This is a genomic window from Photobacterium halotolerans DSM 18316, assembly GCF_000425165.1.
GTDB classification, from domain to species: domain Bacteria; phylum Pseudomonadota; class Gammaproteobacteria; order Enterobacterales; family Vibrionaceae; genus Photobacterium; species Photobacterium halotolerans.
This window is the reverse complement of the sequence record NZ_KE384322.1, coordinates 68,971-88,719: the sequence shown is the minus strand read 5'-3', so window position 1 is coordinate 88,719 and position 19,749 is coordinate 68,971. Positions and strand designations below refer to the sequence as shown.

At 51.1% G+C, this 19,749-nt stretch carries 21 protein-coding genes and 1 other RNA gene; 12 read left to right on the top strand and 10 right to left on the bottom strand.

The features are described from left to right. Positions 1-157: 157 nt before the first annotated feature. A complete protein-coding gene (metK, locus tag H511_RS0118120; protein WP_027253599.1) occupies positions 158-1,312 on the bottom strand; it encodes a methionine adenosyltransferase in 1,155 nt (384 codons plus the stop codon). Positions 1,313-1,951: 639 nt separating this feature from the next. On the opposite strand from metK, the gene epd reads away from it, so the two are divergent. The 4 genes from epd (at position 1,952) to mscS (ending at position 6,598) form a co-directional block, all read left to right on the top strand. Next, the gene (epd, locus tag H511_RS0118115) at positions 1,952-3,028 is read left to right on the top strand and encodes an erythrose-4-phosphate dehydrogenase (RefSeq protein ID WP_027253598.1); all 1,077 of its coding nucleotides are present in this window, start codon (positions 1,952-1,954) and stop codon (positions 3,026-3,028) included. A 44-nt stretch (positions 3,029-3,072) separates the two neighbouring features. Further along, positions 3,073-4,236, top strand: a complete 1,164-nt coding sequence (locus H511_RS0118110; RefSeq protein ID WP_027253597.1) for a phosphoglycerate kinase — start codon at positions 3,073-3,075, stop codon at positions 4,234-4,236. 138 nt (positions 4,237-4,374) lie between these two features. After that, positions 4,375-5,451: a class II fructose-bisphosphate aldolase gene (gene fbaA, locus H511_RS0118105; RefSeq protein ID WP_027253596.1), complete on the top strand. Its 1,077-nt coding sequence runs from the start codon at positions 4,375-4,377 to the stop codon at positions 5,449-5,451. Between the two features lie 262 nt (positions 5,452-5,713). After that, the gene (mscS, locus tag H511_RS0118100; protein WP_027253595.1) at positions 5,714-6,598 is read left to right on the top strand and encodes a small-conductance mechanosensitive channel MscS; all 885 of its coding nucleotides are present in this window, start codon (positions 5,714-5,716) and stop codon (positions 6,596-6,598) included. Between the two features lie 72 nt (positions 6,599-6,670). Here the strand turns inward: mscS and H511_RS0118095 are convergent, their stop codons facing one another. Continuing rightward, positions 6,671-7,303 (bottom strand): LysE/ArgO family amino acid transporter, encoded by a 633-nt coding sequence (locus H511_RS0118095; RefSeq protein WP_027253594.1) that lies wholly within the window; start codon positions 7,301-7,303, stop codon positions 6,671-6,673. Positions 7,304-7,442: 139 nt separating this feature from the next. On the opposite strand from H511_RS0118095, the gene H511_RS0118090 reads away from it, so the two are divergent. Both H511_RS0118090 and H511_RS0118085 read left to right on the top strand, forming a co-directional pair. Next, positions 7,443-8,339, top strand: coding sequence for a LysR family transcriptional regulator ArgP (locus H511_RS0118090; RefSeq protein ID WP_027253593.1), 897 nt, complete (start codon positions 7,443-7,445; stop codon positions 8,337-8,339). Between the two features lie 153 nt (positions 8,340-8,492). Further along, a complete protein-coding gene (locus H511_RS0118085; protein WP_027253592.1) occupies positions 8,493-9,188 on the top strand; it encodes an oxidative stress defense protein in 696 nt (231 codons plus the stop codon). A gap of 67 nt (positions 9,189-9,255) precedes the next feature. On the opposite strand, the gene serA is transcribed toward H511_RS0118085, so the two are convergent. From serA to H511_RS0118065, 5 genes are all read right to left on the bottom strand, one after another. After that, entirely contained in the window at positions 9,256-10,485 is a 1,230-nt protein-coding gene (serA, locus tag H511_RS0118080) for a phosphoglycerate dehydrogenase (RefSeq protein ID WP_027253591.1), read from the bottom strand. Positions 10,486-10,737: 252 nt separating this feature from the next. Beyond that, positions 10,738-11,397, bottom strand: a complete 660-nt coding sequence (gene rpiA, locus H511_RS0118075) for a ribose-5-phosphate isomerase RpiA (protein WP_027253590.1) — start codon at positions 11,395-11,397, stop codon at positions 10,738-10,740. Between the two features lie 117 nt (positions 11,398-11,514). After that, positions 11,515-12,138, bottom strand: a complete 624-nt coding sequence (locus tag H511_RS0118070; protein ID WP_027253589.1) for a 5-formyltetrahydrofolate cyclo-ligase — start codon at positions 12,136-12,138, stop codon at positions 11,515-11,517. A gap of 70 nt (positions 12,139-12,208) precedes the next feature. Beyond that, a non-coding RNA gene (gene ssrS / locus H511_RS24505) (6S RNA) lies at positions 12,209-12,390 on the bottom strand. 7 nt (positions 12,391-12,397) lie between these two features. Next, a complete protein-coding gene (locus H511_RS0118065) occupies positions 12,398-12,700 on the bottom strand; it encodes a cell division protein ZapA (RefSeq protein WP_027253588.1) in 303 nt (100 codons plus the stop codon). A gap of 291 nt (positions 12,701-12,991) precedes the next feature. Here H511_RS0118065 and H511_RS0118060 point away from each other — a divergent pair, with 291 nt between their 5' ends. The 4 genes from H511_RS0118060 (at position 12,992) to gcvH (ending at position 16,583) form a co-directional block, all read left to right on the top strand. Continuing rightward, the gene (locus H511_RS0118060) at positions 12,992-13,567 is read left to right on the top strand and encodes a UPF0149 family protein (RefSeq protein WP_027253587.1); all 576 of its coding nucleotides are present in this window, start codon (positions 12,992-12,994) and stop codon (positions 13,565-13,567) included. 26 nt (positions 13,568-13,593) lie between these two features. Beyond that, positions 13,594-14,781 carry a 2-octaprenyl-6-methoxyphenyl hydroxylase gene (gene ubiH / locus H511_RS0118055; protein WP_027253586.1) on the top strand — a complete coding sequence of 396 codons (1,188 nt, stop codon included), beginning with the start codon at positions 13,594-13,596 and terminating at the stop codon, positions 14,779-14,781. Between the two features lie 2 nt (positions 14,782-14,783). Further along, on the top strand, positions 14,784-15,995 hold the full coding sequence (locus H511_RS0118050; protein ID WP_027253585.1) for an FAD-dependent 2-octaprenylphenol hydroxylase: 1,212 nt from the start codon (positions 14,784-14,786) through the stop codon (positions 15,993-15,995). A gap of 204 nt (positions 15,996-16,199) precedes the next feature. Next, positions 16,200-16,583, top strand: a complete 384-nt coding sequence (gcvH, locus tag H511_RS0118045; protein WP_337247040.1) for a glycine cleavage system protein GcvH — start codon at positions 16,200-16,202, stop codon at positions 16,581-16,583. 53 nt (positions 16,584-16,636) lie between these two features. Here gcvH and H511_RS0118040 read toward each other — a convergent pair whose 3' ends face one another. From H511_RS0118040 to ygfZ, 3 genes are all read right to left on the bottom strand, one after another. Further along, complete coding sequence (locus H511_RS0118040) at positions 16,637-16,840, bottom strand: DUF1107 domain-containing protein (RefSeq protein WP_027253583.1); 204 nt, start codon at positions 16,838-16,840, stop codon at positions 16,637-16,639. Between the two features lie 463 nt (positions 16,841-17,303). Beyond that, positions 17,304-17,768, bottom strand: coding sequence for an aminoacyl-tRNA deacylase (locus H511_RS0118035; RefSeq protein WP_155804946.1), 465 nt, complete (start codon positions 17,766-17,768; stop codon positions 17,304-17,306). Continuing rightward, positions 17,768-18,751, bottom strand: a complete 984-nt coding sequence (gene ygfZ / locus H511_RS0118030; protein WP_027253581.1) for a tRNA-modifying protein YgfZ — start codon at positions 18,749-18,751, stop codon at positions 17,768-17,770. Before ygfZ ends, H511_RS0118035 begins: the two co-directional genes overlap by 1 nt. Positions 18,752-18,994: 243 nt before the next feature. Here ygfZ and H511_RS0118025 point away from each other — a divergent pair, with 243 nt between their 5' ends. Next, positions 18,995-19,255 carry an FAD assembly factor SdhE gene (locus H511_RS0118025; protein WP_027253580.1) on the top strand — a complete coding sequence of 87 codons (261 nt, stop codon included), beginning with the start codon at positions 18,995-18,997 and terminating at the stop codon, positions 19,253-19,255. After that, positions 19,224-19,637, top strand: a complete 414-nt coding sequence (locus tag H511_RS0118020; RefSeq protein ID WP_161456621.1) for a protein YgfX — start codon at positions 19,224-19,226, stop codon at positions 19,635-19,637. The genes H511_RS0118025 and H511_RS0118020 overlap by 32 nt, the downstream gene beginning before the upstream one ends. The last annotated feature ends 112 nt before the right edge of the window (positions 19,638-19,749 follow it).

Genomic DNA, 19,749 nt, shown 5'->3' with positions numbered 1-19,749 from the left:
TCTTAAAACAGAGTGATCAGCTTGACCTGCTTTTAGATCATAGGTGGTCTGAAACTGAAAGAGCTGTACAGGGGAGGGAAGTAAGAAAGAAAAGCCATGAAAAAGGAAGCCTGAGCTTCCTTTTTCATGAGTAAGAATCACAGCTTTGCTGATTCGATTACTTGATGTTGGCGTAATCGCGCAACAGCTCGGCTTTGTCGGTTTTTTCCCAAGGGAATTCTTCGCGACCAAAGTGACCGTATGCCGCTGTTTTCTTGTAGATAGGCTGCAGCAGATCCAGCATTTCGATCAGGCCGTATGGGCGCAGGTCGAAGTGGTGACGCACGGCGTCCACGATCAGATCATGAGAGACCTTCTCTGTACCAAAAGTTTCCACCATGATGGATGTTGGATCGGCAATACCGATAGCGTACGACAGCTGGATTTCACAACGGTCAGCCAGACCGGCTGCAACTATGTTCTTCGCCACATAACGGGCGGCGTAGGCCGCACTGCGATCCACTTTCGATGGATCTTTACCCGAGAAGGCACCACCGCCGTGACGCGCTGCACCGCCGTAGGTATCGACGATAATTTTACGGCCAGTCAGACCACAGTCGCCCATTGGACCACCGATCACAAAGCGGCCGGTTGGGTTGATGAAGTATTTGGTGTCTTTGTTGAGCCACTCTGCCGGCAGAACCGGCTTGATGATCTCTTCCATCACAGCTTCTTGCAGCACAGGAAGCTCAATGCTGTCACAGTGCTGAGTGGACAGAACTACGGCATCGATACCCACGATTTTGCCCTGATCGTAGGCAAAGGTGACCTGGCTTTTTGCGTCCGGGCGCAGCCAAGGCAGGGTGCCGTTTTTACGGACTTTAGCCTGACGCTCAACCAGACGGTGCGCATAAGTGACAGGAGCCGGCATCAGTACTTCAGTTTCGTTGGTGGCGTAACCGAACATAATGCCCTGATCGCCTGCACCCAGATCTTTCGGGTCGCTGCGGTCAACACCCTGGTTAATATCAGGAGACTGCTTACCAATTGCGCTCAGTACGGCACAAGAGTTGGCATCAAAACCCATGTCGGAATGGACGTAACCAATTTCACGCACCGTCTGACGGGTCAGCTCTTCGATATCCACCCAGGCTGTGGTAGTGATTTCACCACCGACCATGACCATGCCGGTTTTTACGTAAGTCTCACACGCAACACGTGCTTTCGGGTCTTGTTCTAAGATCGCATCCAGGACTGCATCTGAGATCTGGTCTGCAATTTTATCTGGATGGCCTTCCGATACCGACTCAGAAGTAAACAGGTGTTTCGCCATGAGTATTCTCACTATTAGAAAAACTTTAAAGGTGATTGGAGGTGTGATTTTCAGCAGTCTGAGTGATAAATCATCAGTCTGTATGTATAGAGCTACCTCCGTCTAGACGGCTATAATAACTTGTATGGGATCAAAATCAACAACTAGATATGTGTGGAAATAAGATAATTGTCAGCCAAACGATTATCTTCATCATGTGGTTTGTAATCTTGTTGGTGAATAATACTGGTTTATATTAAAAAATCAGACCATTTACCTTCTTTGTGAGTTGACAGCCCCTTCTTCTCTTTGCGAAAGGCATCCCGGCCTCTTGATGTCTCGGCGCGTATTGCTTTCTAAGCCGCGATTGCCTGATTGAGCCGCGGCGATTTGCTGTTCGGACCAATTGTTATTGATAGGTTGCAGAAAAATTATTTCGGACAATGAAAAAAATACGCCAGACGGGAGCTTTGTTTATTCCGATAAAGCACTATTTATATATCTGTTATAAGGAAGGATGTAGTTACAGTGGGCGTATTTACTGGCATTGCGCTACGCTCACAGACAATCATCCTGGGGAGTGAGGCGGGTCACAATTAGGATGAATCTCGTTAACGCTTGGTATACACTAGAGCGGCTTTTCACTTACGTAGCACGGATATGACATTACGAGTCGCAATTAATGGATTTGGCCGTATCGGCCGCAGTGTACTGCGGGCCTTGTATGAAAGCGGCAAACATCACCAGATAAAAGTCGTGGCAGTGAACGAACTGGCGCAGCCTGAAGCTATGGCCCATCTGCTTCAGTATGATTCCAGTCATGGTCGCTTTGGCCGTAAGGTCAGCCATGATCAGGAACATCTGTTTATTGCCAATGGTCAGAGTGAAGACGCGATTCGTATTCTTCATCTCAATGATATCCAATTGCTCCCGTGGCGGGATCTGGAAGTGGATATTGTTCTGGACTGTACCGGGGTGTACGGCTCACGAGCCGACGGTGAAGCCCATATTCAGGCCGGTGCCAAGAAAGTCCTGTTTTCCCATCCTGCTGCTAACGACATAGATAACACCATCATCTTCGGTGTTAACCAAGACAGCCTGTCACCTCAAGACCGCATTGTTTCCAACGGTTCCTGTACCACCAACTGCATTGTTCCTGTGATTAAAGTGCTTGATGATGCTTTCGGCATTGAATCCGGCACGATCACAACGATTCATTCAGCCATGAATGATCAGCAGGTGATCGATGCCTACCATACTGACCTGCGCCGGACACGCGCTGCGAGTCAGTCGATTATTCCGGTAGACACAAAATTACACTTAGGTATAGGCCGTATTTTTCCTAAATTTGCGGATAAATTTGAGGCGATTTCAGTCAGGGTTCCTACAATTAACGTCACCGCGATGGATCTGAGCGTCACGGTGAAGACTAATGTCTCGGTTAATGATGTAAATCAAGCCCTGGCCGAGGCTGCCAGGTGTACATTGACGGATATTGTCGATTACACCACAGCGCCACTTGTTTCTGTTGACTTCAATCATGATCCCCACAGCGCCATTGTTGATGGCACCCAGACGCGTGTCAGTAATCAGCATCTGCTGAAATTGCTGATTTGGTGCGACAACGAATGGGGATTTGCAAACCGTATGCTGGATACAGCACTGGTGATGCATCAGGTCAGTGGTCAGCTGAAAGAGGTTTCTGAATTTCCCAGCCAGGCTAAATCGCAGGGCTGAACGTATTTATCATTTACACAGTAAGACTATTGAGAGGACAAACCATGTCTGTAATCAAGATGACTGATCTGGATCTGGCCGGTAAACGCGTGCTGATCCGTGCCGATCTGAACGTGCCAGTCAAAGCAGGTAAAGTAACTTCTGATGCACGTATCCTGGCATCTCTGCCAACGATCAAGCAATGCCTGGCAGCAGGCGCAAAGGTAATGGTTACCTCTCACCTGGGTCGCCCGACCGAAGGTGAATATGCTGACGAGTTCTCTCTGCAGCCTGTCGTGAACTACCTGCAAGACGCGCTCGATTGTGATGTAACGCTGGCGAAAGATTACCTGAATGGTCTGGAGCTGAATGCCGGCGAGCTGGTAGTGCTGGAAAACGTCCGCTTTAACGTGGGCGAAAAGAAGAATGACGAAGCGCTGTCCAAGCAATACGCGGCACTGTGTGACGTCTTCGTGATGGACGCATTCGGTACGGCTCACCGTGCCCAGGCATCTACTCACGGTGTGGGCATGTTTGCCCCTGTAGCTTGTGCCGGTCCTTTGCTGGCTGCGGAACTGGACGCTCTGGGTAAGGCGCTGGGTAATCCGGCTCGTCCTATGGTGGCGATTGTTGGCGGCTCTAAAGTGTCGACCAAACTGACAGTGCTGGAGTCGCTGGCTAAGATTGCCGATCAGGTTGTGGTGGGTGGCGGTATCGCAAACACCTTTATTGCAGCTGAAGGTCACGGTGTCGGTAAATCTTTGTACGAAGCCGATTTGGTTGATACAGCCAAAGCACTGATGGCGCAAACCAATGTGCCGGTTGCGACTGATGTGGTCTGCGCCAAAGAATTCTCTGACACCGCTGAAGCCACCATTAAGTCTGCTTCTGATATTGCAGAAGACGATATGGTGCTGGATATCGGTCCGGATTCTGCTGCTGAGCTGGCTCGCATTATCAAAGATGCCAAAACTATCTTGTGGAACGGCCCGGTCGGCGTGTTCGAGATTGAGCAATTCGGTAAAGGTACTGAAGTGGTCGCGCAAGCAATTGCCGACTCTGAAGGTTTCTCTATTGCCGGTGGCGGCGATACGCTGGCAGCCATTGATAAGTACGGCATTAAAGATAAAGTGTCTTACATCTCAACCGGTGGCGGTGCGTTCCTGGAGTTTGTGGAAGGCAAAAAACTGCCGGCAGTTGCTATGCTGGAAGAGCGAGCGAAAGCCTGATAACAGCGGCGCTGGGCTTGCTCTGCGCCTGGAATACGCTGTGTGTGGCGTGAACTTTAACCGTTTGGCCGCACACGTTAGCAATGAGTTTATCTTTAAACCCAGACAACAAAGCTAAAAGCTAATAGGACTATTGTTATGTCTAAGATCTTCGACTTCGTAAAACCTGGTGTGATTTCTGGCGACGACGTACAGAAAGTATTTGCAGTAGCAAAAGAAAACCAATTTGCTCTGCCAGCGGTTAACGTGGTTAACACGGACTCTATCAACGCAGTGCTTGAAGCTGCCGCGAAAGTGAAAGCCCCTGTTGTTGTTCAGTTCTCAAACGGCGGTGCAGGTTTCTTTGCCGGTAAAGGCCTGAAGCTGGAAGGTCAGAACGGCCCGATCCTGGGTGCGATTGCCGGTGCAAAATATGTTCACGCCGTGGCTGAAACTTACGGTGTGCCAGTGATCCTGCACACTGACCATGCGGCGAAAAAACTGCTGCCATGGATCGATGGTCTGCTGGATGCCGGTGAAAAGCACTTTGCGGAAACAGGCAAGCCTCTGTTCTCTTCGCACATGATTGACCTGTCTGAAGAGTCGCTGGAAGAAAACATCGAAATCTGTGCCAAGTACCTTGAGCGCATGAGCAAGATGAACATGACACTGGAAATTGAACTGGGCTGTACCGGTGGTGAAGAAGACGGTGTGGATAACTCTCACCTGGACCAATCTTCTCTGTACACTCAGCCAGAAGATGTGGCGTACGCTTATGAGAAACTGAATGCTATCAGCCCGCGTTTCACTATCGCAGCGTCATTCGGCAACGTACACGGTGTTTACAAGCCAGGTAACGTGGTTCTGACGCCAACTATCCTGCGTGACTCTCAAGCGTATTGCTCTGAGAAATTCGGTATTGAGTCCAATGCGCTGAACTTCGTATTCCACGGTGGTTCAGGTTCTTCTCTGGAAGAAATCCGCGAATCTATCGGCTACGGTGTGATCAAAATGAACATCGATACCGATACTCAGTGGGCAACCTGGAACGGTATCCGTGAATACTACCTGGAAAACGAAGCTTACCTGCAGGGCCAGATCGGTAACCCAACCGGTGAAGACGCGCCTAACAAGAAATACTATGATCCACGCGTATGGCTGCGTAAAGGTCAGGATTCTATGGTGAAGCGCCTGGAACAAGCTTTCTCTGATCTGAATGCAGTAGACGTGCTGTAATTCGTCACTCTGAGCAGATGAGATAGTAAAAAGCCCGCAGTGCGGGCTTTTTTATTTGGTTTAATAGCCAGAGCTGAATAAAGTTACCTTAAGCCGCATAAAAATGTCTTGCTTGTGACCGTTATGACGGCAATATTGCGCATGTCGTATCATAATTATCTGAGTTCAGATATGTGATTAATGTTAGGGTAATTTCGTTCTGTTTGTTATGTATCACGGGACTTGAGCATTACCGCATCATCCCCAATGTAGAGAGAGCGCTATGACTGAGAGTGTAACGGATAAAGTGGTTGATACCATTGCCAATAATGAGCTGGCTGATGGTGTGAAACAAGCGGGTAACTGGATTATTGATAATCAGGAACTGTTAATCCAGTATGGCGTTAACCTGATTTCAGCCTTGTTAATCCTGTTTATTGGTAACCTGGTATCGAAAGGGGTGGCGAGCGGATTCGGCAAAATGCTGCGTCGTAAACAAATGGATGAAGCAGTTGTCAAATTCCTGCAGTCACTGGTTCGTTATCTGCTGTTTGTGATCGTGCTGATTGCAGCGTTAAGCCGAGTGGGCGTACAAACGGCTTCTGTAGTAGCGATTATCGGTGCCGCCGGCCTGGCTATCGGCCTGGCCTTGCAGGGCTCGCTGTCCAACTTCGCGGCCGGTGTGCTGATTGTTGCCTTCCGTCCTTTTAAATCCGGCGATTATGTTGAAGTGGCCGGTGTGGCCGGTTCGGTCGAATCTATTCAGGTCTTTCAGACTGTACTCAATACCCCGGACAATAAAATGGTGGTTGTCCCTAACGCCGCTGTGATCGGCGGAGCTATCACCAACTACTCCAAGCATGAAACCCGTCGTATTGATTATGTCATCGGGGTTTCGTACAAATCGGATCTGAAGAAAACCAAAGAAGTGCTCAAGCGCGTTGTGGATGCCGAGCCGCGTTTGCTGAAAACGCCTGCGCCAACCATTGGTGTGGTGGCACTGGCTGACTCTTCGGTGAATTTTGTGGTGCGTCCCTGGGTAAAAACGGCCGATTACTGGGCTGTTTACTTTGATTTGCTTCAGGCAATCAAAGAAGAGCTGGATAAAGAAGGGATTGAGATTCCGTTTCCGCAAATGGATGTGCATCTCAACAAAGTTGAACAGTAATGTTCAGCTAAATTGAAATGACAATGGAGCCGTTTGGCTCCATTGTTGTTTTTGGCCGGTATCACGCGACAGCTAGAAAACATACTGTGCCAGCAGGCCATGAGCCAGATGGGCAGCAATAATGAACATCATGGCGGCAACGGCAATATCGATGCCGCGTTTGACTTTGGGCTTGGACAAGGTGGGTGCCATCTTCGCGGCGGCAATCGACAAGGTAAAGAACCAAACGAACGATGCCAGTATTGTACCTATGGCAAAAGCAATACGGTCCTGGCCTTCAAACTGGCCGCCAATCGAGCCCAGAATAACAACGGTATCCAGGTACAGGTGCGGGTTGAGCACAGTAACAGCCAGCGCGCCGGCAACCACGGCCCGTCTGCCGCGAGCCAGTATTTGCCTTTGTGCCTCTTCTTCAGAGGTCTGGCTAAAGGCACTTTTCAGCGACAGGCTGCCGTAAAACAGCAGAAAAGCGATCCCGCCCAATGTCACGGCCAGCAACAGGTTTTCGTTGCTGGAAAGCAGCGCGCCGCCGCCAAATACGCCCAGACTGATGAACAACACATCAAGCAGGCTGCATACAGTGGCTGTGGTTAAATGGTGATTACGTTTAATGCCTTGATTGAGTACATACGCATTTTGAGCGCCAATCGGAATGATCATGCTGGCGCCAAGGCCAAAGCCTTGCAGTAACGGCCATAGGCTCATAGGTGATATTGTCCTTATTCTGTGGTGAAAATGACGGGCTAGACAGGTTACATCTGGCTAAAGCTTAAATCGCTCGCTATGATTTAGTAAATCTAATAATTTTTATGATTTATTAGACTTCCTAATAATGAGGGTGGGCATGGAAGGACTGGATTATCGCTGGGTACAGGCGTTGGACGCGGTGGTGTCACAGCGAGGGTTTGAACGGGCGGCAGAAATGCTGTGCATTACTCAGTCTGCGGTCTCGCAGCGGATAAAACAGCTGGAGAAGCACATGGCTCAGCCACTGCTGGTGCGGGAGCAGCCACCAAGGCCCACACCGGCAGGACAAAAATTGCTGGGCCTGTACCGCCGTGTTCGCCTGCTGGAGCAGGAGTTGCTGCCGGATATCCGCCCTGGCGAGCAAAGTCAGCCATTACAAATGTCGATCGCCACGAATGCCGACAGTCTGGCCACCTGGTTGCTGCCGGCGCTCAGTCCGCTGCTCAAACAGCGCCGCATCGAAATTAACCTGATGCTGGAAGATGAAAGCCGAACCCTCGACAGGCTGCGCAGCGGGGAAGTGGTCGGGGCCATCAGCATGGAGGCCACCGCAATGCCTGGTTGTGTGTCTGATTACCTTGGCCGGATGGATTATCTGTGTGTTGCCAGCCCGGACTTTCAGGCGAGGTATTTTGCCGGTGGTGTCAACCGCGAGGCGCTGATGCGCACCCCTGCTGTGGCATTTGACCAGTATGACGATTTGCATGAAGTCTTCATTCAGCAGCATTTTAACCTGCCGCGTGGCAGCGTGCTGACCCACAGGGTGCGCTCCTCAGAAGCCTTCGTCAAACTGGCGCTTCAGGGAGTGGCATACTGCCTGATCCCTAAAATTCAGATAGAGTCAGAACTGGCAAGCGGCGAGTTGGTCAACCTGACCCCGGGTATCATGCTGACCCGCAGAATTTACTGGCATCACTGGGCGCTGGAAAGTGGTGTCTTTAGCGAAGTGACAGCTCAGTTGCTTGACCATGCCAGACACCGTCTGCCTCAGTGAGGGGAATAAGTAAATACCGCTGTTGATGCAATGCATATTAATAAAATGATGTGCAAAAATTTTTGCGATCCAGGGATAATTTTTCTCTGCCCGGTGTCAAAATCAGCATAAGGCCAATGGGCTGAAACCTAACGTTATGATTTGGATGGTGTTATGAAGAAAACCTTACTTGCTGTTTGTTTAAGTGGAGCGACTCTGGTCAGCCCGTTGGCAATGGCAGAAGACAGCTTTCCCCGTCTGGAAACCATAGGTGTGGGTGAAATAACCGCTCAGCCGGACATGGCTGTGTTTACCGTGGCGGTCGAAGAGAATCGTAAAACCGCTCAGGAAGCGAAACAGGCAGCTGATAAAGCTGTCACGGCCTTTATGGACCGCTTGCAAAAAAGCGGCGTGAAACGGGCGGATATTGAAAGCGCCAATATTTATCTGCATCCGCAGTATCACAGCAGCAATGATGCGCCACCAGAGCTGGTGGGTTATCAGGCTTCACGACAGGTAACTGTGACTGTCCGCGATTTAGAACAGCTCAATACTTATCTGGACAGTGCGCTGGGGGACGGCATCAACCGGATTCAGAACATCGAACTGAAAGTCAGCGATGCCGATAAGTACATGGAACAAGCTCGCCAGGCCGCCATCAAAGATGCGCAGAGTAAGGCCAAGTCACTGGCACAAGGTTTTGATACCGATATCGAAGGCGTGTGGAATATCCGCTATTTCGATCCTATGCCGCGTCCGGTGATGGGGCGGATGAAAATGGATGCGGCGATGGAAACTCAGGCCACCTATCAGGATGCCGAAATTACTTTCCGCGACAGGGTGGAAGTGGTTTTCCGTCTGGAAAAATAACGCCATGCGTCAGACAAAAAGAAGCTCACCCCAGGGTGAGCTTCTTGGTTTCAGGGGCGTACCGGAATTAATGCAGAATACGGGCACGGACTGTGCCGTCGATGGCTTTCAGCTTATTCAGTGCTTCTTCAGAACGCTCGGTCTCAACGTCAATCACCACATAACCCAGCTCAGGACTGGTTTGCAGATACTGAGCGGCAATGTTGATGCCTTCAGAGGCGAAAATTGTGGTGATCTGGTTCAGGATACCCGGGCGGTTTTCGTGAATGTGCAGCAGGCGCGAACAGCCACGGTGCTCAGGCAATGAGACTTCAGGGAAGCCAACGGCTGACACGGTTGAACCGTTGTCTGAGTATTTCACTATTTTGCCCGCTACTTCGATACCAATGTTTTGCTGGGCTTCCTGAGTTGAACCACCGATGTGCGGCGTCAGGATAACGTTATCAAAGCGCGTCAGGGGTGACTCGAACAGATCTTTGTTGGTTTTTGGCTCGACCGGGAAGACGTCAATAGCCGCACCTGCCAGATGTTTGCTTTCCAGTGCACTGCACAGTGCATCTATGTCGACGACGGTACCGCGCGCGGCATTGATGAAGATAGAACCCGGTTTCATGCGCGCGAACTCTTCAGCACCCATCAGGTTCTGGGTGTCCAGCGTTTCGGGAACATGCAGACTGATAACATCGGATTTATTGAGCAGTTCACTCAGGGAATCAACCTGGGTTGCGTTACCTAAGGTCAGTTTGTTTTCGATGTCATAGAAATACACATCCATACCCAGGTTTTCGGCCAGAATACTGAGCTGAGTTCCTATGTGGCCATAGCCAATGATACCCAGTTTCTTACCACGGGCTTCATAAGAGGAATCCGCCGTTTTTTGCCATTCACCCCGGTGGGCTTTGGCATTTTTTTCCGGGATGCCGCGCAGCAGCAACAGGATTTCACCCAGTACCAGTTCAGCCACACTGCGGGTATTTGAGAAAGGGGCGTTAAATACAGGAATACCACGACGGTTGGCTTCAGTCAGATCAACCTGATTGGTACCGATGCAGAAACAGCCGACAGCAATCAGCTTTTTGGCTGCATCAAAGACTTCTGCAGTCAGCTGGGTGCGGGAGCGAATGCCAACAAAATGGGCATCTTTGATTGCGTCGAGCAGTTCATCACCCGCCAGCGAGCCTTTGTGATACTCGATATTCTCATAGCCGGCTTGTTTGAGCACTTCAAGTGCTGAGGGGTGAACGCCTTCCAGCAGCAGAATTTTTATCTTGTCTTTATCCAGCGAAACTTTTGCCATGGTCCTTTTCCTTAAAAACAACAGGTATTCCATACAGCGGGCAGGATAACGTGTTCATGCAACAGCACATTGTGATGTCACACGGTGACAGGCGTACATCCTGTGTTGCCGTCTGGTGAGCTTAAACGATTGCGTTCACATTAAAGTATCAAAAATTTCGATGAAGTGGCGAGAATATTACGAAATGGATAATAAAAAACGGCATATATTATGCCGTTTAGTCATCAAGCCTTATGAATAGCGCTGAAACTGTTATTTAGTGACAGTTTTCACGCCATCAGGAGTACCTACCAGCAGGACATCCGCACCGCGCCGGGCAAAAAGGCCGACAGTGACCACACCTGGCAGTGCATTAATCTTATTTTCCAGATCTTTTGCATCGGTGATCTTCAGATTGTGCACATCTAAGATGATATTGCCGTTATCAGTGATGACACCCTCACGGTATACAGGATCGCCGCCCAGTTTCACTAACTCACGGCCTATGTAGGAGCGCGCCATCGGAATCACTTCAACCGGCAGCGGGAAGGCACCCAGCACATCGACTTCTTTGGTGTTGTCGACAATACAGATGAATTTTTTGGCAATCGCTGCAACAATCTTCTCGCGTGTCAGTGCCGCACCACCACCTTTGATCATGTCAAAGCCAGGGTTGATTTCGTCTGCACCATCCACGTAGATATCCAGCGCAGACACTTCATTGGCATCAAATACCGGAATACCGATCTCTTCCAGTCGCTGTGTTGATGCCACAGAGCTGGACACAGCACCTTTGATTTCTTCTTTGCGGGTTGCCAGCGCATCGATGAAGTGATTGACGGTAGAGCCGGTACCAACACCTACAATGCTGTCTTTGGTCACGTAGTCCAGGGCTGCCCAGCCAGCCGCTTTTTTCATTTCATCCTGTGTCATGCTTTTTCCTCGTGATGGCCTATGGATTGCGGAGCGCTGATTATAGCCGAGCATTGATACTCTGGCAGGTTAAAATCATGATGAAGATCCCTGTTTAGGCAACTGGCAGCTGGATGTTTACCAGTGATGATGCGCCGAAGGGGTGATAATGGCTGGCAGTGGCACATCCCAGGCTTCTGCCGGCAGATGCCGGACCTGCTGGCAGTCGTGGGCCAGTCCGAGGGGGCGAGGGCCAGCACCGTTATGGTGCCACTGGCTTAAAGTGCGGTCATAGTATCCGCCACCCATGCCTAACCGTTGCCCCTGCTCATCAAAAGCGACAAGAGGAGTACAGATCAGATCCAATTCGTGAACGGGTTTAACAAGACGGACATCCAGCACAGGCTCGGCAATACCATAGCGGTTACAATGCATTTTCGTCTCAGGCCGGTAATGCAAAAATAACAAATGACCTTTGCTGAAGGGGTGTAACACGGGCAGATAGACGTTCTTGTTCTGGTGCCACAGCCATTCGATTAACGGTTCGGTATCTAACTCACCGTCATTGTTGAGGTATAACGCCACATGCTGCGACTGGCGAACCTCACTGAGCTGACAAAAGCGGCTCAGCACGGCTTTGCTTGCCTGTTCCTGCTGATGTGGGGTCAGTGCCTGACGTTTAAGCCGTACCTGCTGGCGAAGCTGCTGGCGTGTGGTTTGGGTTGTTTGGCCGGTCTGGCTTTGCCTGTGAGATGCATCCATAACATTCTATGCCTGTCGTCGCCTGCTCAAAGAGAGAACTGCTGGCTGTGAGCAGAATAGAAAAAGAGGGGGGTGCCCCAAGGTGCCGTTGCGAATTGTAGCCCTTGAACCAGACGTTCAAGGTGGATCGGCAACATTAACCGTAGGCTTCTCAGTCGTGCTGAGCATGCTCAATAGCTAATAAAAGCAAATCCTGGTTTTTTGCTTATCGGCTCGGGGACGTCGATTCGCTGACGCACACCCCAGGGTCAATCCATTATCAACGTTGCGGTTGATTTTGCAATGCCTCAGTCAGAGTTTCTGTTATTTGGCCGATGCGCTCGGACAAAGAATCGGCATTGCTGTTAAATTCTTTTCGTTCATTGTGCAGTTCACTGCATATGTTCAGCCCGGTAAACATCAGTAACTGCTCCGGGTTGGAGATTTTGGTTCGCTGCGACAGTTCATTCAGGCGATTGTCAAAATCCGCCGCGGCTGCACGTAACGCTGTTTCCTGGCCAACGGGGCAATTTACCTTAATGGTACGGCCTAAAATTTCAATTTCAACTGCCTGCGAGCTCATAGCTGTTTTGTATCCGTGTCAGTCACTGTGAATTCGTGAAGCGAAGATCGGCCGCTAATATAGAAAAAGCCCATTTAACTTGCAAGCATGCGACCTGTCGGCATGAACGACCCGCAAGCGAGATGATAAATCTTCATCAGTTCGGTGTTATTTTTGCCGTTGAGCCGATGAATGACAGTAAAAATATCGACTCAATCAATCGCCTTTTGCTTTAGGTTAGCCTGAATCCGGCCTTAGTGGTAGCATATCACAAACCCATCTGACACCAATCTTATTAAGGTGAAAAAGCCCATGAGCGAAGTAAAATTGCCGGCTTATGAAGCGGTTGAAGCCGCGCTGAAAAGTCAGTCTCTGGCGGTTACGCCCTCAGAATTACACGGATTACTGACGGGTATGCTGTGCGGCGGTTTACCCGCTGTTGGCGAGCATTGGATTGGTCCGATCTCGGATTACGCCAACAATGGCGAATCTCTGGACGGTGATGCCAGAACGCTGACGCAAACCCTGGTGGACATGACTTCGGCGGAATTAGCGGGTACGGGTTTTGAGGTTTCTTTGCTGCTGCCAGATGATGATGTGGATCTGATGGTGCGGGCTGAAGCGTTGAGTGAATGGGTTAACTGTTTCTTGTCCGGATTGGGTCTGATGGGGCTGAATCAGGAAAAGCTGCCAGCTTCAGTGCAGGAAGCATTGGGCGATCTGCAGGATATCGCGCAGCTGGGGATCGACGATGAGGATGATCTGGAAGAGCAGGCGACGTTGTTTGAGCAGGTCATAGAGCATGTCCGGATGTGCACGCTGACCTGTTATTTCGAGCTGGTGTCACGACACCAGTCGGGTCAGGGCGATGCGCCTACGCTTCACTGACAGGGCAGGTTTGAGGTAGGACAGACGTGAAGCAGTATGATGTTGTTATTGCCGGGGGAGCCATGACGGGTGCCAGCCTGGCCCTTGCATTGGATACCCTGAGCCGGGGTAATTTGCGCATTGCCGTTATTGAAGCGGTTTCTCCTGAACAGACAAGCCATCCCGGTTATGATGCCCGCAGTATTGCTATGTCTTTAGGTTCTGTCCGTTTGATGGAGCAACTCGGTCTCTGGTCATCTCTGGCGGGTAACGCCACGGCCATCTCCCGTATTCATGTGTCTGATCGCGGCCATTCCGGGTTAGCCCGCATGTCAGCCAGCGAGTATGGGATCGGCGCGCTTGGCTATGTGATTGAGCTGGCTCAGGCAGGCTCGGTATTCCTCGAACAGCTGTCGCAAAGGGCGGCGATTGATTTGTTTTGCCCGGCCAGAATTCATACGCTGCATCGCGAACAGGATGTGGTCAGCCTGCAGCTTTCTACCGGCGAATCCCTGCAGGCCAGCTTGCTGGTGGCGGCCGATGGCGGGGTGTCGGGCTGCTGCGCGCAACTGGGTATCGGTCATCAGAGCCTGGACTTTGAACAGGTCGCAGTGATTGCCAACGTCTCTACCGCTTTATCTCATCAGGGCGAAGCCTTTGAACGGTTCACCCCTTACGGTCCTCTGGCGTTGCTGCCGATGAGCCAGGGGCGAAGCTCGCTGGTATGGTGCATATCACCGCAACAGCAGCAAGAAGTGATGGGATGGGACGACGAAACGTTTCTGGCACAATTACAGGCCAGCTTTGGCTGGCGTATGGGCAAGCTGGTAAAAACCGGCCAGCGATTTGTGTATCCGCTGAGTCTGCGTCAGGCTGAGCGCCGGGTTTCACACCGGTTTGCTGTGGTCGGCAATGCCGCTCAGACATTGCATCCGATAGCCGGGCAGGGGTTCAATCTGGGCTTGCGTGATGTCGTGACCCTGGCTGAGGAAGTGGTGGCCGGCTGTCAGGCCGGTGAAGACCCGGGTTCGACGGCGATACTGAGCCGCTTTCGGCAACGTCGCGAGCCAGATCAGGCCGCAACGGTAGCGATGACAACATGCCTGGTGAAACTGTTTGCAAATGAGCACTGGCCTTTGATCGCCGGGCGCAATGCCGGCCTGATGGCGATGAGTGTAATGGATACAATTAAAGCACCGCTGATGAAGCGGGCGATGGGACAGGTAGACAGATAATCATGATGCAAAGTGTGGATATAGCCATTATCGGTGGCGGTATGGTGGGGTTAACTCTGGCAGCAGCTTTGGCCGATACTGATCTTCGTATTGCCGTTATTGAAGGCCAGTTGCCTGATCCCGAACTGGCCCGGTTACCGGATGTCCGTGTCTCTGCATTGAGCCGTGCCAGTGAGCGGATTTTGCAGCGGGTCGGAGCCTGGCAAGGCATGGCGGAGCGCCGAATCAGCCCTTATCAGCAGATGGATGTCTGGGAGCAGGACAGCTTTGCCCATATCAGCTTTGATGCTGCCTCTCTGGCCCAGCCTGATCTTGGCCATATCGTCGAAAATCGCGTGATTCAGCTGGCGCTGCTGGACAAAGTGAATGCACAGCCCAATGTGACCATGATTGCCCCGGTGCGCTGTCAGCAGCTGGCTTTTGGTGAGCGCGAAGCCTGGCTGACGCTGGACAACGGTCAGAGCCTGACGGCCAAGCTGGTGGTGGGGGCGGATGGCGCCAATTCATGGGTGCGCAGGCAGATGGATATCCCGCTGACTCACTGGGATTATGGCCATCACGCCATTGTTGCCAACATTCGCTGTGCAGAGCCCCACGCGCGCACCGCCAGACAAATTTTTACCCCTGATGGCCCACTGGCATTTCTGCCTTTGTCAGAACCGGATCTGTGCTCGATTGTCTGGTCTGTGTCGCCGCAGAAGGCGGAAGACTTGATGGCTCTGGATGCCGACAGCTTCAGCAACCAGTTATCCGCGGCGTTTGATTGCCGGCTGGGATTGTGCCGTCTGGAAGGCGAGCGTCAGACTGTGCCCCTGAAAATGCGTTATGCCCGTGATTTTGTCCGTGAGCGTGTGGCGTTGATTGGCGATGCCGCGCACACGATTCATCCGCTGGCAGGGCAAGGGGTGAATCTGGGCTTGCTGGATGCTGCCAGCCTGGCGGAGACCCTGAGCCTGCTGTGGCGTCAGGACAAAGACATAGGGGCTCGCCAGCATCTGCGTTATTTTGAACGCTGGCGAAAAGCGGAAGCGGCGAAAATGATTGCGGCTATGCAAGCGTTCCGGGAACTGTTTGAAGGTAGTCATCCGGCGAAAAAGCTGATCCGTGATGTGGGGCTGTTGCTGGTCAACCATGCACCGGGGGTCAAAGATCAGTTTATGCGCCGGGCCCTGGGACTGAGTGGAGAACTGCCTGCGTTAGCCAGGGTTGAGTAAGGTTCTTTTAACTGAATGCTAATTCTGAAAAGCCGTCTCGCTATGAGGCGGCTTTTTTTTGTGAGTCCAATTGCTTTCAATCTGTTTTTTTTCTCCTAAAGTAATAACAGTTAGGCAAGACGAAGCCTTTTTAAGGGAAGGTTAGACCTCTTTTTGTGAACATATCGGCGTCGCCGTTTTGGTAAGGATCTACTTATGGCTCATATTCCTTCTGAATTGAAATTCACTACTACTCATGAATGGGTACGTCCCGAAGGGGACGGTGTGTACACTGTCGGCATCACAGATCATGCGCAGCAAATGCTGGGGGATATGGTGTTTGTTGATTTACCGGAAGTGGAAAGAGTAACAGAGGCCGGCGAAGAGTTTGCGGTGGCCGAATCGGTTAAAGCGGCGTCGGATGTGTATGCGCCCATATCCGGGGTTGTGGTGGCTATCAATGAAGACCTTGAAATGTCTCCTGAGCTGGTGAATAACGATCCGTACGGAGATGGCTGGCTGATTCAGATAAAAGCCGATGATGAAGGTGAGCTGGATGAATTGCTGGATGCCGAAGGGTATCAGGAGCTTACTACTGAAGATGATTGATATCAGCCAGGCTAATAATCAGGCCGGTGACTGACCGGCCTGACATATGGCTATCAAGCCGCTTCTTTGAGCCGGCGGATTTCCATATTCACTTCTTTCACGGTTTTGAAATGACGTTGTTCTGCTTTCACGGGCAGTTTGAGCAGCCCGTTGTCAAATTCATACCCGCCACGGCCGTCAATGTACAAGCGGCCACTGAATAGCCTGCTGACGTGTTTGGCTACCAGTTTTGGTAAATACTGTTTAAACATGCGCATAGTGATGAGCAACCTTGCCTTATTTCTATTGTTGTTGTGTTTATTTCGCGGCCATTATAGAGAATTGACTATGAAATATTTGTGATACTCTCAGCATAATGTTTATGTAAAATGATGGCTTGGTGTAATTAATTTTTACATATTTGTCATTGTGCAGAGTATTATTCTGAATTGCTGTGTGAGTACTCAATTACAGCCGGACGGTTTTTTTGCACGTACAACTCAGGGGATACTGATTTTTATTGTTTTTTATCAGTGCCTTATTGTGATCTTGCCCACCTTGGCGGGATAACAGTTACAGTATTTGCAGCAGGAATGTGTTGATGTTTTTTTGTACGTAATCATGAGGGGAAGACAGCAAAAAAGTATTTTCTGCTAACCCGTGCAACTGCTCTGATCTGTGCGTTAAATTGCGAAAAGGATGAATGGTTACGCAAAAAATGGAAGCGAGGCCCGTTTTTGGCTAGCGACAGATATCGCCATACAGGGGGTGACACAGCTGAACAAGATCGTTCATCGCCAGCTCAATCCCCGCCATGCGATCACCGCTGCTGATATTGACTGTCTGATAGTGAGAGAGTGACTGGTCAAAAACCACAGGCAGCGGCTGCCTGAGCCCGACAGGGGCAACCGTGCCGATAGTCAGGCCGGTGACCTCTTCAACGTCCCGGGCGTCAGCGCATGTCATCCGGCGGCAGCCAAATAAGGTGCGGACTTTTTTAGGATCAACCTGTCTGGTACCGGGTACACACGCCAGAACGTGTAACCCGCCCATATCCCGCAGCAAAATCGATTTGACCATCTGATGGGGCTTTACGCCCCGCGCTTCAGCGGCTTCTTGTATGGTGCGGGCAGGCTTGCTATGAGGGAGCAGCAGGAAGTTAACCCCTTCCTGCTGCAGATAACGCGTGATGGGAGTATCCAGCATTACGCCTCTTCATCCAGCGAATACGGCAGTGGCAGCTGTTGCCACTGGTTTTCAGGCTCGGCAGCCAGACGAAAAGCCGTATTTTCCTCCAGATCATTGGGCAGTACCACCAAGGCCAGGGACTGTTGATCGCTGAACTGATAGCCGGCAATGATTGTGCCGCCTTTGCGCCAGTTGTCCCCGACACTGCGCTCCAGCACGTCACCGGCTTTCGGACAATGTTCGGCCTGGCCAGAGACAATGTACATCGCCCGTTTGTTGATGCCGCGCCATTTGGCCCTGGCGACGGTTTCCTGACCGGTATAGCAGCCTTTTTTGAAGCTGATGCCGTTAAGCGCCTGCAAGTTCATGGATTGCGGAATGAATTCCAGCTCGGTTTCGGTATCAACGCGGGGCAGGGCCTGGCGAATATCATACAGATCCCAGAGCGAGCCGTCGGACAACACGGCCTTGGCGGCAATTTTTTCGGCGATCTCGCCGGCGGCGGCGCTATCAACGGCCAGCAGCCAGCGCTGCGGATCAATTTTCACCGCGGTACCTTTGTCAAATGCCCGTACCTCTCCTTCACCACCCAGCATACTGTCTATAGTGGCTTGTGCCTGCTCACCGGTCAGGCCCAGTAAGACGTCTGTACTGGCTTCTATGGTGGTTTTGGAAAAGATGGCGTACTTCTTCAGCTCTGGCAATTGGGCGTCCATGACGCTTTGACGTTGCAGCCAGCCCAGACCGTCCCTGTGATGAAAGAGGCGGAAGATGGTGCGCATCTTACCTTTGGCGTCACAGTGCGCGCCAAGCGTGGACTGTCTGGTATCCAGAGACACGACATCGCAGGTGACTTGTCCCTGTAAATAGGAAATGCTGTCCTGACCAACCAGAGTCACCAGTCCCCACTGGGTGAGATTTACCAGGGCAAGTGATGGCAGAGGAGCGTCAGCGGAAAGTGAAAGTGTGTCGAATTGCAAAGTATCTGACCAGGTGCTCATAGTCGAATCCGTCGTTGATAAGGAAAGTCGGTTTCAGCTTTCAGAAAAGCTTCGAATAAGCGCTATGTTATCGCTCTGGCTGAGCTTTGTCAGCCTGCATGCAAAAGTACCTGAGTTTTTGTGTCAGGTATTATCACGACCAGCTCTCATTTTGTTGTGCCATATGTGACTGCAGATAGTCGGCAGGAAAACTGGCTGGTAGTATTGCCGCAGAATGAACACCACCAGGAGTTGAGGTTGGAAATGATAGGTGCAGACGATAAAGCACGAATTAGATGGGCCTGCCGTCGTGGCATGCTGGAGCTGGATGTTATTATCATGCCGTTCTTTGAAGAGTGCTTTGATGATTTAAGCCCGCAGGATCGCCAGGATTTTGTGTCTTTACTGACATGCGATGATCCGGACCTGTTCAACTGGCTGATGGAGCACGGACGCAGCACTAACCCTGCCCATGCGGCAATGGTGGACAAGATTGTTGCCCACAACAAGAGCAAGCTTCGCTAACCTCACGCTGTACCCTTCTTCTATCTTGCTTGCCGCTTTAACCGGAGTATATCTGGCGGTGGCAAGCCTGTTGTCTTTCCTGATGTTTGCTGATGTTCTGCCCGCGCCTCTATGGTGGTTGTTTTGTGAATGGCTATGGGGCGAGTATCTTTGTGCCAGAATCCAGCTCGCCTCCCTTCATGGCGCGCTGATCTTATTTGATGACCGGCAAATTGAATGGCAGCACTGCCGCTGGCAATTGTTTCATACCCGTGTGCTGACCTCCCGGTTACTGGTTATTGAATTGAAACACGCCCACCGGCATTACTGGCTTGCCGTCAGCCGTGATGCCTGTTCTGACAAAGATTTCCGTCTGCTGAGCCTTTTCTGCCGTACCTGCTGATGGCAAGGGTTGAGTCTGCTGCCTTTATCGCCGGCTTCTGGGAGCAGAGTCATTCTTGTCCTGCCCGTTATCACAATATTGCGATCATAAAGCAGAACAGAGTAAAGTTCTG

Excerpts from the sequence above, each read along its gene's own strand:
- epd (WP_027253598.1), top strand. The coding sequence starts at position 1,952 with ATGACATTACGAGTCGCAATTAATGGATTTGGCCGTATCGGCCGCAGT.
- H511_RS0118035 (WP_155804946.1), bottom strand. The coding sequence starts at position 17,768 with ATGCTGGATACTCCCATCACGCGTTATCTGCAGCAGGAAGGGGTTAAC.
- metK (WP_027253599.1), bottom strand. The coding sequence starts at position 1,312 with ATGGCGAAACACCTGTTTACTTCTGAGTCGGTATCGGAAGGCCATCCA.
- H511_RS0118040 (WP_027253583.1), bottom strand. The coding sequence starts at position 16,840 with ATGCGCATGTTTAAACAGTATTTACCAAAACTGGTAGCCAAACACGTC.
- H511_RS0118095 (WP_027253594.1), bottom strand. The coding sequence starts at position 7,303 with ATGAGCCTATGGCCGTTACTGCAAGGCTTTGGCCTTGGCGCCAGCATG.
- fbaA (WP_027253596.1), top strand. The coding sequence starts at position 4,375 with ATGTCTAAGATCTTCGACTTCGTAAAACCTGGTGTGATTTCTGGCGAC.
- mscS (WP_027253595.1), top strand. The coding sequence starts at position 5,714 with ATGACTGAGAGTGTAACGGATAAAGTGGTTGATACCATTGCCAATAAT.
- H511_RS0118050 (WP_027253585.1), top strand. The coding sequence starts at position 14,784 with ATGATGCAAAGTGTGGATATAGCCATTATCGGTGGCGGTATGGTGGGG.
- rpiA (WP_027253590.1), bottom strand. The coding sequence starts at position 11,397 with ATGACACAGGATGAAATGAAAAAAGCGGCTGGCTGGGCAGCCCTGGAC.
- H511_RS0118110 (WP_027253597.1), top strand. The coding sequence starts at position 3,073 with ATGTCTGTAATCAAGATGACTGATCTGGATCTGGCCGGTAAACGCGTG.
- ygfZ (WP_027253581.1), bottom strand. The coding sequence starts at position 18,751 with ATGAGCACCTGGTCAGATACTTTGCAATTCGACACACTTTCACTTTCC.
- H511_RS0118085 (WP_027253592.1), top strand. The coding sequence starts at position 8,493 with ATGAAGAAAACCTTACTTGCTGTTTGTTTAAGTGGAGCGACTCTGGTC.
- serA (WP_027253591.1), bottom strand. The coding sequence starts at position 10,485 with ATGGCAAAAGTTTCGCTGGATAAAGACAAGATAAAAATTCTGCTGCTG.
- H511_RS0118060 (WP_027253587.1), top strand. The coding sequence starts at position 12,992 with ATGAGCGAAGTAAAATTGCCGGCTTATGAAGCGGTTGAAGCCGCGCTG.
- H511_RS0118065 (WP_027253588.1), bottom strand. The coding sequence starts at position 12,700 with ATGAGCTCGCAGGCAGTTGAAATTGAAATTTTAGGCCGTACCATTAAG.
- H511_RS0118025 (WP_027253580.1), top strand. The coding sequence starts at position 18,995 with ATGATAGGTGCAGACGATAAAGCACGAATTAGATGGGCCTGCCGTCGT.
- H511_RS0118090 (WP_027253593.1), top strand. The coding sequence starts at position 7,443 with ATGGAAGGACTGGATTATCGCTGGGTACAGGCGTTGGACGCGGTGGTG.
- H511_RS0118070 (WP_027253589.1), bottom strand. The coding sequence starts at position 12,138 with ATGGATGCATCTCACAGGCAAAGCCAGACCGGCCAAACAACCCAAACC.